We start from the raw sequence: 16,922 nt of genomic DNA on the forward strand, positions 1-16,922 counted from the left end.
CAGCGGGGGAGGGGTCAGACCTTCTCGATCATCCCGTCGTAGAAGCCGTCGAGCAGCTCGGCGTAGTGCCGCTCGATCACGCGCCGCCGCAGCTTCAGGCTCGGGGTCAGCTCACCGCGCTCCACCGTGAAGTCGTCCTTGAGGATCGCGAACGCCTTCACGGTCTCGTGCTTGGCCAGCCCCGCGTTGGCCGCGTCGATGCCTTCCTGCACCAGGGCGCGCAGCTCCGCGTTCGGGGTGAGCTCGGCGTTGTCGGTGGACAGCCCGCGCGCGCCCGCCCACTTCGCGACCAGGTCGGGGTCCAGGGTCACCAGGGCGACGCAGAAGTTGCGGCGGTCGCCGTGCACCAGCACGTTCGCCACGTACGGGCAGGCGGCCTTGATCCTGCCCTCCACGCTCTGCGGCGCCACGTACTTGCCGCCGGAGGTCTTGATCAGCTCCTTCTTCCTGTCGGTGATCCGCAGCCGCCCGCGCTCGTCGAGCTCGCCGATGTCGCCGGTGTGCAGCCAGCCGTCCGCCAGCGCCTCGGCCGTGGCCTCCGGCAGGCCGCGGTAGCCGCGCATCACGCCCCTGCCCTTGATCAGCACCTCGCCGTCCTCGGCGATGCGGACCTCGGTGCCAGGAAGCGGCTTGCCGACCGTGCCGAAGCGCACCTCGCCCTGCCGGGACACGAAGGACGCAGCCGAGGACTCGGTCAGCCCGTAGCCCTCCAGGATCAGCAGCCCGGCCGCGTCGAAGAACTCGCCGATCTCCGGCGACAGCGGGGCCGAACCGGAGACGAAGCACCGCACCCGGCCGCCGAAGCGCTCGCGCAGCTTCGCGAAGACCAGCTTGTCCGCCACGGCGAACTGGGCCCGCAAGGGCAGCGGCGACGCACGGCCCTCGCGACGGTTCGCGGCGTGGCGCAGGCCGACCCCGCGCGCCCACCGGAACAGCCCCAGCTTCACCCCGCCCTCGGCGCGCACCGTGGCCAGCACGGTGTTGTAGATCTTCTCGAAGATCCTGGGCGCCGCGCCCAGCACGGTCGGCCGCAGCTCCGCCAGGTTCGCCGCGATCCGGTCCACCTCGCCGTCGACCGCGGTCGTCGCGCCGCTGGCGATCATGGCGACCTCGATGGCCTTGCCGAACACGTGCGACATGGGCAGCCACAGCAGGTGCAGGTCGTCCGCGCGCATCAGATCCATCGAATCGATGGCGCTGACGGTGTAGAGCCAGTTGTCGTGGGTCAGCTCGACGCCCTTGGGCCTGCCGGTGGTGCCCGAGGTGTAGATCAGCGTCGCCAGCTGGTCGGCCGTGACGGCCCCGCTCGCGCGGTCGTAGGCGCCGGGGTCGGCGGCGTCGAGCGCCCGGCCGAGCACGGCGACGTCGTCCAGGGTGAGCACCCAGTCGTCGTCGCTCGCCGAACCGTCGATGACGACGACCTTCGTGACGTCGGTGATCTTCTCGCGCACCGAGCGCAGCTTCGCCACCTGGCCCTCGTCCTCGGCGAAGACCACCGTGCTCGCCGAGTCGGCCAGCACGAACGCGCACTCGTCCGCGGTGCTGGACGGGTAGATCGTGGTGGTCGCCGCGCCCGTCGCCAGCACACCGAGGTCGGCGAGCAGCCACTCCACCCGCGTCCCGGACAGGATCGCCGCCGTGCGGCCCGCGCCGACGCCGAGCGAGATCAGCCCCAGCGCCAGCTCGCGCACCCGCGTGCCGACCTCCGCCCAGGTCAACGAGGACCAGCCCGCGCCGTCCCGGAAGCGCAACGCCTCGCGTTCGGGTGTCTGCCGCACCCGGGCGCGCAGGAGGGCGGGAATCGAACCGATCCCGAATTCGTCGATGATCCCTGCCATCACAACCTCCTCGGACAACGCTGCCCTAGAAGCCGTACTCCGCTCTCGGCGCTCCGTCGAGACGCCAGCCGAGTGTGACCGGACAGGGCGGGCGCCTGACCATCGCCGATACCGATCGTGTCCGAGCCGTCACCGTCGTGAGCTGCTGCGGTCGGGTCATCGGGTGTCCGCCGAATGCTCTCATCACATTCATGGAGAAATGTCTGTACGTCCGTATCTTTGTGCAAATTTCAGTGAATTGAGAGCGTTGATATCCGGTTGACGACTGAATGGTGGAAACGGATGCTTTTTCGGGTGGAAGTGAGGTACATCACGTACCTAGCCACGTGAGGGGATACAGCCATGACGCTCATCTCGGAGCCTCCCGCCTCCGTCCAGCTGCCCGGCCTCGTGCCCGGACTCGCCCCCGGCCTCGCCGAGCTCGTCGTCGGCGACACCGTCGGCGCGATCTCCATGCGCGCCGGGCTCGGCGCGGAGACCAATGCGATGCTCTCGCTCCACCTGTTGTCGGGACCGGTCATCGGGATCCCGGGGAAACCCGAGCGCTGGGTCTTCTTGACCGGTCCCGTGACGCCGGTGCGCGTCGACACCGTGCTCGACCTCGTGCGCATCGACGTCCACCTGCTCGCGCCCGGCACCCGGCTCGCGCTGCCGCCCCGCGCCGCCGGGTTGGCCGGGCCGCGCTGGGTGGTCCACCCGCGCCAGGGGCACGACCTGCCGCCGTGGCAGGCCGTGGTCTCCGCCGCCCGTTCCACGTCGTCGATGTGCTCGAACTGGACGAATTCCTAAGAAAGCATCAAGCCGCGCTTACGAATTTCGGTCGTGTTTGGGTTCCGGGGCGCCAAGGGGTTACTTTCCCGCGAACAGCACAGCCGTGAAAAGGCACGGTGGCGCACGGTAATCGAAGGGTTTCACATGGTGTTCGGAGCCACGCCCGCGACCGGTGTCGCGGCGCTGCCCGCCGAGCTGCGCCGTGCGCTGGTGCAACTCGCGAGGACGCCCAGGCTGCTCGTCGCCTGCGACTACGACGGCACGCTGTCGCCGATCGTGCCCGATCCCGAGCAGGCCCGACCGCTCCCGGAGTCGGTGAACGCGTTGCGGTCGCTGGCCTCGTTGTCGTCCACGACCGTCGCGGTGATCTCCGGACGCGCGCTGCGCGACCTCGCCACGCTGTCCCGGCTGCCCTCCGAGGTGCACCTCGTCGGCAGCCACGGCTCCGAGTTCGACGTGGGCTTCGTGCACGCGCTGGAGGGCCCGACCCGTCAGCTGCTCGCCCGCGTGCGCGCGGAGCTGGAGCAGCTGGCCGCCGGTCTGGAAGGCGTGTACCTCGAACACAAGCCCGCCAGCGTCGCCGTGCACGTGCGCCGTGCCGAGCCCGAGGTCGGCGCGCGGCTGCTGGACGCCGTGCGCAGCGGACCGTGCACCTGGGACGGCGTCCAGGTCACCGAGGGCAAGGCCGTCGTCGAGCTCGCGGTCGTGCGTACCGACAAGGGTGACGCCCTCAGCGTGCTGCGCCGCCAGGTCGGCGCGACCGCGGCGGTGTTCCTCGGTGACGACGTGACCGACGAGAAGGCATTCGCCACCCTCGCCGGTCCGGACCTGGGCATCAAGGTCGGCGAAGGCGAGACGGCCGCGGAGTTCCGCGTCGCCGAGACCGCTGATGTCGCCGCCGTGCTGGCTTTCCTCGTCGAGGAGCGGCGCACCTGGCTGCACGGTGAGCAGGCCGTGCCGATCGAGCGCATCTCGATGCTGGCCAACGAGCGCTCCGTCGCGCTGCTCACCCCGGACGCCAAGGTGACCTGGCTGTGCCACCCGGAGCCGGACTCCGGCGCGGTGTTCGCCGATCTGCTGGGCGGGCCGACGGCCGGCGTGTTCGGCATCAAGCCGGAGCGCAACGGTCTTCCGCTCGGCCAGCGCTACCTGCCGGGCACCATGACGGTGGAGACCCGGTGGTCGAAGCTGCTGGTGACCGACTACCTCGACCACGCGAGCGAGCCCGGCCACACCGAGCTGGTTCGCGTGATCTCCGGCTCGACCCGCGCGGTGGTCGACTTCGCGCCGCGGCCCGAGTTCGGCCAGGTGCCGGTGAGTCTGGTCGCCGAGGAAGACGGCCTGCGCGTCGTCGGCATGTCCGACCCGATGGTGCTGCGCGCGCCGGGGGTCGAGTGGACCATCACCTCCGACGGCCAGCACGAGTCCGCGCACGCCGTGGTCGAAGTGACCCCCGAGCAGCCGATCGTGCTCGAACTCCGTTGCGGCAGCGACGACCTCTCGCCCAGCACGACCAGCGAGGCCCAGCGCCGCGCGGCCGCCGGGCAGTACTGGTCGGACTGGCTGGCGGGGCTGAAGCTGCCGGAGGTCCAGCGCGACCTGGTGGCGCGGTCCGCGCTGACGCTGAAGGGCTTGCAGCACGACGAGACCGGCGCGTTCCTGGCCGCGGCGACGACGTCGCTGCCGGAGGAGATCGGCGGTGTCCGCAACTGGGACTACCGCTACTGCTGGATCCGCGACGCCGCCCTGTCCGCGCAGGCGTTGGTGTCACTGGGAAGCACGGCCGAGGCCGAGTCCTACCTCAAGTGGCTGCACGGTGTGCTCGCGACTCTTCCCGGGCCGGAGCGGCTGCACCCGCTGTACACGCTGCACGGCACGCACCTGGGTCCTGAGGCGGTCATCGACACGCTGCCCGGCTACGCGGGTTCGCGTCCGGTGCGGGTGGGCAACCTGGCCAATCAGCAGGTCCAGCTCGACGTGTTCGGCCCCGTCGTCGATCTCGTCGCGCAGTTGGCCGAGGTGCGCGGTGCCCTCACCGATGACGACTGGCGCATGGTCGAGGCCATGGCCGAGGCCGTCACGCGTCGCTGGGACGAAGCGGACCACGGCATCTGGGAGGAGCGGCACGCGCCGCGCCACCGGGTGTACTCGCGGGTGATGGGCTGGGTGACGCTGGACCGGGCCATCAAGCTGGCCACCACCTACGGCCGCGACATCGACTCCGGGTGGAGCGTCCTGCGCGACACCATCGCCCAGGACGTGCTCAAGAACGGCTGGAACGACGAGGCGCAGTCCTTCACCACCGCCTACGACGGGGTGGACCTGGACGCCGCGACCCTCCACATCGGACTGTCCGGGCTGATCGACCCGCAGGACGAGCGGTTCCAGGCCACCGTCACCGCAACCGAGGCCGAGCTGCGCTCCGGGGTCACCGTCTACCGCTACCACCGCGACGACGGCCTGCCCGGCACCGAGGGCGGCTGGCACATCTGCGCGGCGTGGATGATCGAGTCCTACCTGCTGACTGGCCGCCGCACCGAGGCCGAGGAACTGTTCCAGCAGATGGTCGACTGCGCCGGGCCGACCGGGCTGCTGCCGGAGGAGTACGACCCGATCGCGGAGCGCTCGCTGGGCAACCACCCGCAGGCCTACTCCCACATCGGGCTGATCCGCTGCGCCCAGCTGCTGTCCAAGCAGTAGCTAGACCGGCGGGAGGAAACCGGGCAGCGACCCGACCCCGGAGCAGGTGCGGCACGCGTGCGGCACGGCGACGGTCGCCCCGGTTTCCCCCGTGAGCCGAAGGCACTCGCGTGCCGCGTGTTGCGTGCCCGCACAGGCGTGGCACACCGTCGTGTTTTCGTCGGTGGCAACGCCGTCAAACTCTGTCATCCAGAAAACCCCTCGCTCCGGTGCGGTCGAGGCTGGCGAGCCCGATCCACCTTGGCAAGCGAAGTCACTCAACACAGTGATTCCTGGGGCAATCACCTGCTACTGGCACGAGACGTCGTAGAGCTTCATGGGTGTGCCCGCGTCCAGTCCCACGTAGGCGGTGAACCGCTGGTCCGCGCCGCCACGCCACTTCGTGGTCACCGTCGCCCAGCCCACCCCGGCCGACTGCGCGGTGGTGACCTTGCCGATCGTGATGTTCCGGGGAGTGTTCTGCGCGCACAGCAGGAGGTCGTAGTCGGGGGTCTCCGCCGCCTTCTTCCGGAGCTGTGGCGTGACCTTGTGCGTGCGGTCGTACTGGCTCGGGCCGTGCTGCCCGTAGAAGCTCACCAGGAACGTGTGCACCTGCCGGGCGGTGTACTGCCTGCCCTGCGCGGTGGCTGTGCCCGCTCCGGCGACGAGAGCGAGCACGCACCCGACGACCGCGAGAGCCCGGCGCGAAATGATCATCATGCGATCGAGAGTGGCCAGCGCCCCCTGCCTTGGCAAGGGACGCCACTCGTCGCAGTGATTCGCTCAGGGCCGTACGAACTGGGCGAACCTGGTGGCCGCGCGCCCGGTCACCAGGTCTACCACGTCGGTGACCTGCGCTTCCGAGCCCCGCGCGAGGTCCGCCTCCAGTTTTGACAACAACGCCGCGAGTTCGGCCGGACAGCCGAAATCACGAAACCGCTTTGCCTGCTGGACAACGCTGATCCCGATGTGCGGGGCACCGAGCGGCTGTCCGTGGAGGCGGTCGGCAAGAGCGCGCTCTGCCGTAGCTGACCGTGCGCGCGCAGGGTGTTCAAGGACGCTAGTTGTCCGCAAAGGCTGTCAGACTGCCCCCATGTTGCAGACCTCGGCCCGTCTCCTCCGCCTGCTGTCGCTGTTGCAGGTCCGGCGCGAGTGGTCCGGCTCGGACCTCGCGGAGCGGCTGGAGGTCGATGTCCGGACGGTGCGCCGCGACGTCGACAAGCTGCGCACCCTCGGCTACCCGGTCAACGCCACGACCGGGACGGCAGGCGGCTACCGCCTAGGCGCGGGCGCGGCGCTCCCGCCCCTGCTGCTCGACGACGACGAGGCGGTCGCCGTCGCGGTCAGCCTGCGCACGGCCACCAACGGCCCGATCTCCGGTATAGAGGACACCTCGCTGCGCGCGCTGACCAAGCTCGAACAGGTCCTGCCGTCCCGCCTGCGCCGCCGCGTCAACGCGTTGCAGTCCTTCACCGTGCCCATTCCGCTCCGCCCGGGCCCGACGGTGGACGCGGCGGTGCTCACCACGATCGCCAACGCGTGCCGCGACCACGAGCGTCTCCGCTTCGACTACCGCGACCACAACGGCGACGCGACGCTGCGCGTGGTCGAGCCGCACAGCATGGCCAACTGGGGCCGCAAGTGGTACCTCGTGGCGTGGGACGTCGACCGCGCCGACTGGCGCACGTTCCGTGTCGACCGCATCCAGCCGCGCACCCCCACCGGCCCCCGCTTCACCCCGCGCGAGCTGCCCGACGGCGCCGACGTGGCCACCTACGTCTCCGCCCGCGTCACCGCCGCGCCTTGGCGCTTCCGCGCGCGAATCCTGATGCACGCCTCGGCCGAAGCTCTGGCCGAACGCATCTCCACCGCCGTCGGCACCCTGGAACCGGTGGACGAGAACACCTGCGTCCTGGTGACCGGCGCCGACTCACTGGAGACTTTGGCTCTGTACCTGGGAATGGCGGGCGTGGACTTCGAGGTGCAGGAGCCACCGGAGCTCATCGACCACATCCGCGCCCTCGGCCGCCGCTACAACCGCGCCGCGGGCGAGGGCTAGAACCCGCCCCGCACTCACCGGCCACCCACCCCTCACCTCGCCGACCCCCACCACCGCACCCGGCGCACCACCACCTCGCCGATCCCGCCACCTCGCCGACGCACTGCCACCGCACCTCACCGACCCCCGCCACCACCGCACCGACCCCCGCCACCGCACCGGGCGCGCCACCACCGCACCGGGCGCGCCACCACCGCACCGACCCCCGCCACCGCACCGGGCGCGCCACCACCGCACCGACCCCCGCCACGTCACCCCTCACCCGGCGCACCCTCTCGTTCGCGTTTTGTAGCCTTAATGCGATTTGGGAGCGCTCTTTTGCGCATCAAGGTGACAAAACGCGAAAACCCCCGGCCACGCCAGCTCACGTGCACGCTGCGGCGCGGTACCCAGGGCGGCCCGCCAGCTCGGGGACGGCGAAGTCCGCGAACTGCGGTGCCGTCTGACTGATGGCGTCGGCCGCCCACAGATGCCGGAAGTCCCGGTGAGGGCGCCCCAGCGTGGTCTATGAGCCGAGCAGCGTCGGCAACAGTGCGCGGCACCGCTCCGGGCTGTCGGTGTGCATCAAGGCGCTGAGCAACGCGATGCGGGTCTGGCTCGCGCGCAGATGTCCTGCGGGGACCGCTCCGGCGGCGAGCAGATCACCGCCGGACGCGTAGATGGGCGCGACCGGACCGGCGGCGCACCTCGACGTCACGGCGACGACGACCCCTGCCAGCGTCGCCTCGCGAACGGCCTGTGCGATCTCCGGTGTCGCGTTGCCGGTGCCCGCGCCGACCAGCACGATCCCGCGCGCGCCAGCCGCGACCGAAGCGCGCAGCAGCACCGGGTCCCCGTCGCTGTGGTGGGTCACGATGTCCACTCGCGGCGCCTCGCCACGGGGCGCCGGAAGCGCCGGGCCTCGGTGGCGCACGTCCGGCCGCAACAGCAGTTCGCCGCCGAGGATGCGGCCGAGTGGCTCGCGCGACGGGTCACCGAAGGCGTGCGGGTCGAGGGTGTGGCGCTTCACCGTGCCGCGCGCCGCGTGCACGTGTCCGTTGAACACCACGAGCACGCCGAGGTCGCGCGCCTGCTGCGCCACGAGGAACGCGTCGGAGAGGTTGCGGGGAGCGTCGGAACCCTCGTGCCCCAACGGCAGCTGCGATCCGGTCAGCACGACGGGGCGCGGGTCGTCGTGGTGCAGGTCGAGCAGGAACGCGGACTCCTCCAGGGTGTCCGTGCCGTGGGTGACCACGATCCCGGTGACCTCGGGGTCGGCGAGCGCGACGCGCACCTGCTCCAGCAGGTCGAGCTGGTGCCGGACCGTCAGGCACGAGCTGTCGACGGTGCACAGGTCGATGACGTCGACCCGGAGCCCCGCCGTGGGCGGCAGGGCGCCGACCACCGACTTCCCCCGCAGGCTCGCGGCGAGCCCGGTGGTGGTCGGCTGGCTGGCGATCGTGCCGCCGGTTGCGATGACGACGACCCGGTCCACGGGCACCTCCTCGACGTGAAGCGAACGATCGCGCGAACGTTCGCTTCACTGTGCGGCAGAGGGCCCGCCCAGGTCAATCCCGATGTCAACCGCAGTGGCGCCGCCCACCAGCGGCCGAGGGGCGCCGCTAGGGCCTGTCCTGCAAGCCGCCCCGAGGCGCCGCCGCCCCCGTGCCCCCGTGCACGCGTGAGCCAGCTGGCGTGGCCGGGCTTTTCGCGTTTTGTCACCTTGTTGCGCAAGAGAGCGCTCCCATTTCGCATCAAGGTGACAAAACGCGAAACGAGGGGCAGGTGGGTGAGGGCGCCAGAGGGTGGTGGGTGAGGGCGCCAGAGGGTGGTGGGTGAGGGCGCCGAGGGGCGCCGCTAGTGGGCGGCGAGGAACTCCCTGATGCGGGAGTTGACCGCCTCCGGGCGCTCCGCGGGCAGGCCGTGGCCCGCTCCGGGGATCACGACCACCTCGGCTCCGGGGATCAGCGTCGCCCGGCCCGCCGCCCGCTGGACGCGGTGCACCGGGCTGTTGCCGCCCAGCATCACCAGCGTCGGCACCACCATCCCGGTCAGCTGCTTCTTGCCGAGCTTGCGCGGGGGACCGACGCGCTTGCGGAACCGCATGCTCGCCAGGACCTGGAGGTCGCGGAGCTTCGCGTGCGAGGCCGGGCGGTCGCCGCTGCACCACTCCAGGTACTCGCGCCACAGGCTCTCCGCGCCCATGAGGTTGTTCCACAGCGTGCGCGCCGCGAAGATCGGCTTCAGCTCCGTCAGCACGCGGGCCGGTTCGAGCAGCGTGATCGAGGCCAGGCGGTCCGGGGTGTGCACGGCCTGGTTCGCCGCGATCCAGGCTCCGTAGGACAGGCCGACCAGGTGCGCCCGCTCCAGGCCGAGACCGTCGAGCACCGCGCCGAGCCACTCGGCGGTGTCCTTCGGGGTGAGCATCGGCGCGGTCTGGGTGCTCAGGCCCGGTTCGCCGAGCACGTCCACCGCGTAGACCGGGCGGTCGGCGGCGAGCGCCGCGACGTTGGGGAACCAGGCCGCCGAGGTGGTGTTCCCACCGTGCAGCAACACGACCGGGGTCTCGTCGCCGCCGCCGTGGCGGTACACGTGGGTCGTGCCGAACCGAGTGTCCACATCGGACTCCTCGCGCGGGTCCGGCCACGCTCCCATCGCCTCGCCGTAGAGGGTGAGGAACTCCTCGCGGGACTCCTCGTCCACGAAACGGCTGATCCCGACGGTCTTGTTCATGCGCGTCACGTTACCGCCGCAACGTGATGCGCTGACCGTCCGGTCCCACCGTGAACCGCCACCGCGGCGCCCGCGGTTTTCCCGCGTCGACCCACCACCGGTGGGCGGCTTCCACCTCGTCCCACAGCCGCCGCGCGCCGAGCTGCCGGACCTCGCCTCCGCGCAGGCTGGCCCAGGACCGGGTGCCGGGGTCGATCAGCCACAGGCCGTCCTCGCCGGGAACGGGGAACCGGTGGCAGTCCGGAACGAGCACCGCCATCGCGATGTTGACGTCGTAGCCGCGCAGCACGTCCTGGGCGCGAAGACGCGTACGCGTCACCGTCGCGCGGTCCTCGGAATAGATGTCCTCGTCGAAGTCGACCTCGCGCACTCGCTGCGCCCGCAGGTCCATGAAGGACGCTCGCCCGCTGATGCCGCCGCGCGCGACCCCGTCGGAGCCGACCGTCAGCGACACCAGTGCCCCGGTGAAGTAGGCCGTGCCCCACGGCGTGACGATCCGGCCGCCCGGCTGGGTCTGCTCGACCCACGAGTACGGCACGCGCTGCGCGTTCGCGGTGGCGATGATCCGGTCGAACGGCGCGCGGCCCGGGCAGCCGAGCAGGCCATCGCCCTCCACAACGGTCACCGCGCCGAAGCCCGCGCCGGTCAGTGCCGTTCGCGCCCGCCGCGCCAGGACCGGGTCGATCTCGACCGTGGTGATGTTGCGCGCGCCGAGCCGGTGTGCGAGCAGGGCCGCGTTGTAGCCGGTGCCCGCGCCGATCTCGCAGACCTTCATGCCCGGCTCCGCTCCCAGCAGGTCCAGCATGTTCGCCACCACCGCGGGCATGCTGGCGGAGCTGGTCGGCAGGCCGGGCCCGTCCGGGGCACCGTCGTCGACCTGGGTCACCACGCAGTCGTCGGCGTAGGCGGCGTCCAACCACGCTGTCGGGTTCTCGTTGCGGTTCAAGGGTTCCAGCGGGTCCATGCGCCACACGGTGTCCGGCAGGAACGCGTGTCTTGGCACCGCGAGGAACGCCTCCCGCCACACATCGGTGAGGTCGCCGCTCTCGGTCAGTGCCCGCACGAGGTCTTCGCGTCGCCGCATGTCGTCAAGGTTGCCCAGAAACGCGCGGACATGACCCCGCCGCGCCCTGACTGGTGGCTTGGTCGGCGACTGAGGAACCATGGAGGGAGCACAGCCCGCTCCAGCGACAGGAGAAACCGTGTCCGGCAGGCCGAGGGTGACCCTGCGCGCGGTCGCGGAGGCGACCAACCTCCACGTGTCCACTGTGGCCAGAGTGCTCAACGGCACGGCCCAGGTCACCAAGGAGACCGAGGAGCGGGTGCGCGCCGCCGCGCGCGAGCTCGGGTACATCCGCAACGAGTACGCCGCCAGCCTGCGCACCCAGCGCACCCGGATCCTCGGCGTGCTCGTGCCGACGCTGACCGACTACGTGCTCGCAGCGGTCTACGAGGGCATCCAGGAGGCCGCGCTCGACCGGGGCTACCGCACCTTCGTCACCAACACCCACGACGTCGCCGAGCAGCACGTCGCCGGGCTGGAGGCACTCCTGTCCTGGGGCGTGGACGGGCTGATCATCGGCGACGCGCGTCTGGACTCCGACGGGCTGGAGTCGTTGTCCGCCAACGACATCCCGTTCGTGCTCGTCAGCAGGCGGGCCGGGGAGCACCCCGCGGTCACCTGCCACGACGCGCGCGGCGGCGAGCTGGCCGCCGAGCACCTCCTCGGACTGGGGCACACCAGGGTCGCGGTGCTCGCGGGCCAGCCGTACGCGAGCACCTGCGCGGACCGCACCGAGGGTTTCCTGCGCGCCTACGCCGAGGCGGGGCACCCGGTGCCCGAGGAGCTGGTCGTGCACAGCGGCTACGACTCGCGCGGCGGTGAGCAGGCGATGAGCGCGGCGCTGGCGACCGGGCGGGAGCTGGACGCGGTGTTCGCGGTGAACGACGTGGCCGCGATGGGCGCCGCCGGGGTGCTGCGGGCCAACGGGATCGGGGTGGGGGAGCGGATCGCGCTGGTGGGGTTCAACGACATCCCGCTGGCGTCCTCGCTCACCGTGCCGCTGACCACCGTCCGCAGCCCGTTGCGCGAGATGGGCGCGGCCGCCGTCGAGGAGTTGCTTGTCCGCGTCGACGGCGGCCGCGCCCGCTCCCGGCTGCTCACGCCCGAACTCGTGGTCCGGGCATCGACCCGTGGTTAGCGGATCGTCCGTAAAAACCGAAGGAAGCGGCTGAACGCCGAAGGGGTGAATGCGAGGACTGGTCCGTTCGGCTGCTTGCTGTCGCGAATGGCCGCCTCGAACTCCGTCAAGGACAGTTCCACACAGTTGTTGTCATTACCGGTATAACTGCTTTTTATCCAGGTTCGCGATAGGGTCATCGTCCCTCAAGTGCGTCGACGTGTGCGCGAATCACCTCCGCCGACTCCTCGGGGGTCAGGGTTTCGGTCGAGATGTCGGTGAAGGTCGCCCGGAATTTCCGAACGTCGTCGTCATTCTCTACCCATTCACCGCCGCCCGGGTACTCCAAATAGACCGCGTCCGGATAGCCGTCATCGGCGAAGCCGAGGATCGTCGCCGATCCGGACATGGTTCCGTACGCGCCAAAATCGAATGGGATTATCTGAACGGTGATGTTGTCCTGTTCACCGGCGACGAGCAGGCGTCCCAGCTGCTCGCGCTGCACCCCCGGCCCGCCGACGACGCGCCGGATCACCGCCTCGTCGATCAGCGCGTGCAGGGTCAGCGCGCCCGGCCCGTGCAGCCGCTTCTGCCTGCTCAGCCGGGCCGCGACCGCGCGCTCGACGCCGACGGCCGGATCGCTGAACCGGCGCGCGGCCCTGCGCACCGCGGCCGCGTAGTCCGCCGTCTGGAGCAAGCCGGGAATGCCCATCGACTCCAGGGTGTGCACCGAGGTGGCGTCCGCCTCCGCCCGCAGGAACGCGCGGAACTTCGGCGGCACCGCCGAGGAGTGCTCGATCCGGGTGGCGTCCTGTTTGGCGTCGTCCCACAGCGCCTCGGCCTCCCTGCGCTGCTCCTCGCCAGCCGAGTACAGCGCCAGCATCGCGCCGAGCTCGGCGAAACCGCAGAGCACGTGGCCGTTCTCGATCTTGGATATGGTCGGCTGGGACTTGCGCAGCCGCGCCGCGACCTCCTCGGCGCCGATGCCCGCCCGCTCCCGGAGCTCCTTGAGGAAGGTGCCGAGCTTGCGCTTGCGCCGGGTGCGGGTGCCGGGCATTCAGGCGCCTCCTTGATCAGGTTTGCGCCAGCCTAAGTCAGGGTGAATATTCACTCCGGTGGTGTATGGGCAAGCGCGAACGGCTGCCCCTACGCTTCGCTCCCGCGGATCGGCGTGACCTTCGCACGACTCGCAAGCCCCAACACGTCGAGGAGGCGTCGTGATCCGCGCCATCCGGGCCGGCGGTGGCCCGCAGTACTCCCAGCCCGCCACCGAGACCCCCGTGGCCCGACGAGCGGTGATGTTCGTCTGTCCCAGGGGCCACGACGTAGAGTTGATCTTCGCGGCGGACGCGGAGGCCCCCGACGCGTGGGAGTGCCCGAAACACGGCGTGCCGAGCCGGGTCTGGTACTCCGACAGCGTCGACGGTGACGCGCCCGCCGTCGCGCGCACCGGCAAGTCGCACTGGGAGCAGCTGTGCTCGCGGCGCTCCCAGCCGGAGCTGGAACAGCTGCTCGCCGAGCGGCTCAGCGAGCTCCGCGCCGGTCGCGTGTCCGTCGGCTGAACGCGTGGAGTGAGATGATCAGCGGTTCCTCCCGGGACGACCCGTCACTGGTGGAGCTCGGCGCGGCGCTGCGCCGGTTGCGCACGGGTGCCGGGCTGTCCCTGCGCCAGCTCGCCAAGGTCCTGCGGCTGAGCGCGCACAGCGCCCTCGCCGACTACGAACGCGGCCGCCGCGTCATCCCGGACGGCCTGGTCCGGCCGTTCGCCGAGGCGGTCGGCGACCGCGAGGGCGAGGTGGCCGAGCTGCGGGCGCGTGCCCTCGCCGAGCTCGCCGAGCACCGCCGCCGCGCCGCCGATCGTGCCGCCACCGCCCGGGACTCTCCGCTGCCCGCGCCGCCCGCCGAGCTGCCGCCGCCGGTGCCGGACTTCGTCGGCAGGCGGGCGGAGCTGGCCGAGCTGCGCGAGGCCCTGGTCCCCGGCGCGCTCGTCGTGCTCACCGGCCCACCGGGGGCGGGCAAGTCCAGCCTCGCCGTCCGGCTGGCCGGGGAGGTGGCGCCGGAGTTCCCCGACGGCAGGGTCCAGGTCGGCCTGTGCGGGCTGAGCCCTGCCGAGGCGCTGCGGAAGGTGTTGCTGGCGTGCGGGATCGCCGACCGCGCGCTTCCGTCCGATGTGGACGAACTGGGCGCGAGGTACCGGGCGGTGCTCGCCGGGAGGCGGCTGCTGGTCGTGCTCGACGACGTCGCGCACGAGGACCACGCGCTTCCGCTGCTGACCTCGGCTCCCGGCTGCGCCGTGCTGATCACCAGCCGCAGCCCGCTGCTCGGGCTGGACGAGCGCCGCCCCGCGCACCGCTGCCGGGTCGCGGCGCTGCCCGCCTCCGACGCCGTCGAGCTGATCGCCGCCGTGCTCGGCAAGGCCAGGGTCGAAGCCGAACCCGAAGCGGCGCGACGGATGGCGGAGCTGTGCGACCACTGGCCGCTGGCACTGCGCATCGCGGCGGCCCGCCTCGCCGACTGGCCGAACTGGCGACTGGCAGACGCCGTCGCCGAGCTCGACAAGGAGCGCGCCCGGCTGGCCTGGCTGACCACCGGCGACCGCGCGGTCCGCGGCGTGTTCGAGGTGTCCTACCGGCAGCTGGACGACCCCGCGCGCAGGCTGCTGCGGCGGCTGTCCCTGGTGCCGGGAACGGACTTCGCCGTCGAGACCGCCGCGGTCGCGCTCGGCACCCCGCTGCGCTCGGCCCGCCGCGAGCTGGAGCGGCTGAGCAAGGCCGGGCTCGTCCAGCCTGCCGCGGGCCGCGGTCGCGCGCGGCTGCACAAGCTGGTCCGCACCTACGCCCACTCCTGCGCCGAGCAGGACGAGCCCGCCCGCGAGGAGGTCGAGCTGCGGCTGCTGCGGACGCTGCTGGCGACGGCGGCCGACGCTGCGGGCTGGGTCGATCCCACCGCGCCGAAGGACCGGGACTCGGCCTTCGCCGGGGCGTGGGAGGCGGTGCGCTGGCTGGACTCGGAGCGGCCCGCGATCCTGGCCGCCGCCGACCGCGGCAGCAGGCTGGGTGGCGGCAGCGAGCTGCCCGTGCTGCTGAGCCGGATCGCTTGGTACTACGAGCTCCGGTGCGCGTGGTCGGACCTGCGCGGCCTGGCGCAGCTCGCCCTGGAACAGGCCCAGCTCCAGCAGGACACCGAGCACAAGGCGTTCGCGCTCACCGCCCTGTCGCTGGCCGCCGCCAAGTCGGGGCAGCCGGACACCGCGCGCGAGCTGGCCGAGACCGCCGTCGGTCTCGCCCACGGCGACGCGCTGCGCGAGGCCGAGGTCGCCGCGCTGGACTGCCTCGGCCGCGCCCTGCTGGCGCTGAAGCGGCCCGACGCGGCCCGGCAGGCGCTGCGGCGGGCCGTCACGCTGAGCCGGAGCACCGGCCAGGACTGGCTGAACGCCACGTGTTCGAGCAGGCTCGGTCTCGCGCATGCCGTGCTCGGCGAGCACGCGAAAGCCGTTGAGCTGCAACGGCACGCGCTCGCCGGGTTCGAGCGCTTCGGCGACGACCGCCGCGTGGCGCTGGCGCGGACCAGGCTCGGTCTCGCGCTGACCGCGCTCGACCGCTACGCCGAGGCGGTCGAGCAGTACGACCGCGCGTCGGAGGTCTTCGAGCGCTACGGCGACGCGTGGAGCCAGGCCGCGGCGTTGCGCGAGGTCGGCAACGGCAGGAAGGCCCTCGGCGAGGACGAGCTCGCCGCCGCCGACCTGCGCCGGGCCGAGGCGCTGTTCGCGGAGCAGGGTTACCGGTGAGGCTCGCGCCGAAGTGTCCGATTAGGCTTCCCGGCATGCGGAAGACCGCGGCGATGACCGCCATCCTGATCAGCACCGTCCTCGCGGTGACGGGCTGCACGCCCAGCGAGCGCCCCTCCGACCTGCCGGACGGTGGCGCCTCCGCTGGCCAGACCACGGCCGCGCAGCAGCGCACCACGACCGCCGCCGCCGTGACCACCGCGTCCGGCCCGGCGTGCACCGCCGACCAGGTCACCGTCGCGGGCGCGGCCAACCAGAAGCCGACCATCACGATCCCGGCCAACTGCGCCCCGCCCACTGAGCTGCTCTCCAAGGACCTCACCCCCGGCACCGGTGCCGCGATCAAGGCGGGCGACCCGGTCCAGATGAACTACCTCCTGGTCACCTGGTCGGACAAGAAGGAGGTCGACACCTCCTTCGGCACCAACCCGTTCTCGCTCACCGTGGGCGCCGGTGAGGTCATCAAGGGCTGGGACGAGGGCCTCGTCGGCCTCAAGCAGGGCGGCCGCCGCCTGCTGGTCATCCCGCCCGCCAAGGGTTACGGCCCCAACGGCAGCTCGCCGATCAAGGGCAACGAGACCCTGGTCTTCGTCGTCGACGCGGTCAAGGTCGGCGCGTAACACCCACATCGTCTCCGGCGGGGCCGCGCACGCGGCCCCGCCGTTGTGCTTCCCGGGCGCGTGACGGTCGCCGCCCGGATCCGACGTGCTGCCCCGCCGCCGCGTTGCCGTGCCGACCGGCCGCTGCGTTGCGGTGCGCGCCCGACTGGCCGCCGCGTTGCCGTGCTGACCGGCCGCGGCGCTGCCGTGCCGCCCCGCCCCGGCGCTGCTGTGCGACTGGCCGCCGCGTTGCCGTGCCGACTGGCCGCGGCGCTGCCGTGCTGACTCGACTCGGCG

The 16,922-nt window shown here is 71.9% G+C and carries 14 protein-coding genes; 7 read left to right on the top strand and 7 right to left on the bottom strand.

What is annotated here, in order from left to right; genetic code table 11:
• Positions 1 to 14: 14 nt before the first annotated feature.
• Positions 15 to 1,838 carry an AMP-dependent synthetase/ligase gene (locus tag ACFFQA_RS18955; protein WP_377853621.1) on the bottom strand — a complete coding sequence of 608 codons (1,824 nt, stop codon included), beginning with the start codon at positions 1,836 to 1,838 and terminating at the stop codon, positions 15 to 17.
• 342 nt (positions 1,839 to 2,180) lie between these two features.
• On the opposite strand from ACFFQA_RS18955, the gene ACFFQA_RS18960 reads away from it, so the two are divergent.
• Both ACFFQA_RS18960 and otsB read left to right on the top strand, forming a co-directional pair.
• Positions 2,181 to 2,627: a hypothetical protein gene (locus tag ACFFQA_RS18960; protein WP_377853624.1), complete on the top strand. Its 447-nt coding sequence runs from the start codon at positions 2,181 to 2,183 to the stop codon at positions 2,625 to 2,627.
• A gap of 126 nt (positions 2,628 to 2,753) precedes the next feature.
• Positions 2,754 to 5,309: a trehalose-phosphatase gene (otsB, locus tag ACFFQA_RS18965; RefSeq protein WP_377853626.1), complete on the top strand. Its 2,556-nt coding sequence runs from the start codon at positions 2,754 to 2,756 to the stop codon at positions 5,307 to 5,309.
• Between the two features lie 288 nt (positions 5,310 to 5,597).
• Here otsB and ACFFQA_RS18970 read toward each other — a convergent pair whose 3' ends face one another.
• Positions 5,598 to 6,008, bottom strand: a complete 411-nt coding sequence (locus tag ACFFQA_RS18970) for a hypothetical protein (protein ID WP_377853629.1) — start codon at positions 6,006 to 6,008, stop codon at positions 5,598 to 5,600.
• A gap of 373 nt (positions 6,009 to 6,381) precedes the next feature.
• Between ACFFQA_RS18970 and ACFFQA_RS18975 the strand changes: the two genes are divergently transcribed.
• Positions 6,382 to 7,347 (top strand): helix-turn-helix transcriptional regulator, encoded by a 966-nt coding sequence (locus tag ACFFQA_RS18975; RefSeq protein WP_377853632.1) that lies wholly within the window; start codon positions 6,382 to 6,384, stop codon positions 7,345 to 7,347.
• 505 nt (positions 7,348 to 7,852) lie between these two features.
• Here ACFFQA_RS18975 and ACFFQA_RS18980 read toward each other — a convergent pair.
• The 3 genes from ACFFQA_RS18980 to ACFFQA_RS18990 all read right to left on the bottom strand — a co-directional run bounded on the left by ACFFQA_RS18980 (position 7,853) and on the right by ACFFQA_RS18990 (position 11,143).
• Positions 7,853 to 8,821, bottom strand: coding sequence for an asparaginase (locus tag ACFFQA_RS18980; protein ID WP_377853635.1), 969 nt, complete (start codon positions 8,819 to 8,821; stop codon positions 7,853 to 7,855).
• Between the two features lie 362 nt (positions 8,822 to 9,183).
• Complete coding sequence (locus ACFFQA_RS18985; protein ID WP_377853637.1) at positions 9,184 to 10,059, bottom strand: alpha/beta fold hydrolase; 876 nt, start codon at positions 10,057 to 10,059, stop codon at positions 9,184 to 9,186.
• Between the two features lie 10 nt (positions 10,060 to 10,069).
• Positions 10,070 to 11,143, bottom strand: coding sequence for a methyltransferase domain-containing protein (locus ACFFQA_RS18990; RefSeq protein WP_377853640.1), 1,074 nt, complete (start codon positions 11,141 to 11,143; stop codon positions 10,070 to 10,072).
• 118 nt (positions 11,144 to 11,261) lie between these two features.
• Here ACFFQA_RS18990 and ACFFQA_RS18995 point away from each other — a divergent pair, with 118 nt between their 5' ends.
• On the top strand, positions 11,262 to 12,260 hold the full coding sequence (locus tag ACFFQA_RS18995) for a LacI family DNA-binding transcriptional regulator (RefSeq protein ID WP_377853643.1): 999 nt from the start codon (positions 11,262 to 11,264) through the stop codon (positions 12,258 to 12,260).
• Here the strand turns inward: ACFFQA_RS18995 and ACFFQA_RS19000 are convergent.
• Positions 12,257 to 12,439, bottom strand: coding sequence for a DUF397 domain-containing protein (locus ACFFQA_RS19000; protein WP_377853646.1), 183 nt, complete (start codon positions 12,437 to 12,439; stop codon positions 12,257 to 12,259). The two genes, ACFFQA_RS18995 and ACFFQA_RS19000, sit on opposite strands and share 4 nt — an antisense overlap.
• Entirely contained in the window at positions 12,436 to 13,296 is an 861-nt protein-coding gene (locus tag ACFFQA_RS19005; RefSeq protein ID WP_377853649.1) for a helix-turn-helix domain-containing protein, read from the bottom strand. The genes ACFFQA_RS19000 and ACFFQA_RS19005 overlap by 4 nt, the downstream gene beginning before the upstream one ends.
• 160 nt (positions 13,297 to 13,456) lie before the next feature.
• Between ACFFQA_RS19005 and ACFFQA_RS19010 the strand changes: the two genes are divergently transcribed.
• From ACFFQA_RS19010 to ACFFQA_RS19020, 3 genes are read left to right on the top strand one after another with little or no spacing between them, the layout of a single operon-like run.
• Entirely contained in the window at positions 13,457 to 13,801 is a 345-nt protein-coding gene (locus ACFFQA_RS19010) for an RNA polymerase-binding protein RbpA (RefSeq protein WP_377853652.1), read from the top strand.
• A 14-nt stretch (positions 13,802 to 13,815) separates the two neighbouring features.
• Positions 13,816 to 16,026 (top strand): tetratricopeptide repeat protein, encoded by a 2,211-nt coding sequence (locus ACFFQA_RS19015; RefSeq protein WP_377853655.1) that lies wholly within the window; start codon positions 13,816 to 13,818, stop codon positions 16,024 to 16,026.
• Between the two features lie 35 nt (positions 16,027 to 16,061).
• Positions 16,062 to 16,646 (top strand): FKBP-type peptidyl-prolyl cis-trans isomerase, encoded by a 585-nt coding sequence (locus ACFFQA_RS19020; protein ID WP_377853658.1) that lies wholly within the window; start codon positions 16,062 to 16,064, stop codon positions 16,644 to 16,646.
• Positions 16,647 to 16,922: the final 276 nt, after the last annotated feature.

This window comes from Allokutzneria oryzae (genome assembly GCF_042429765.1).
Classification (GTDB): domain Bacteria; phylum Actinomycetota; class Actinomycetes; order Mycobacteriales; family Pseudonocardiaceae; genus Allokutzneria; species Allokutzneria oryzae.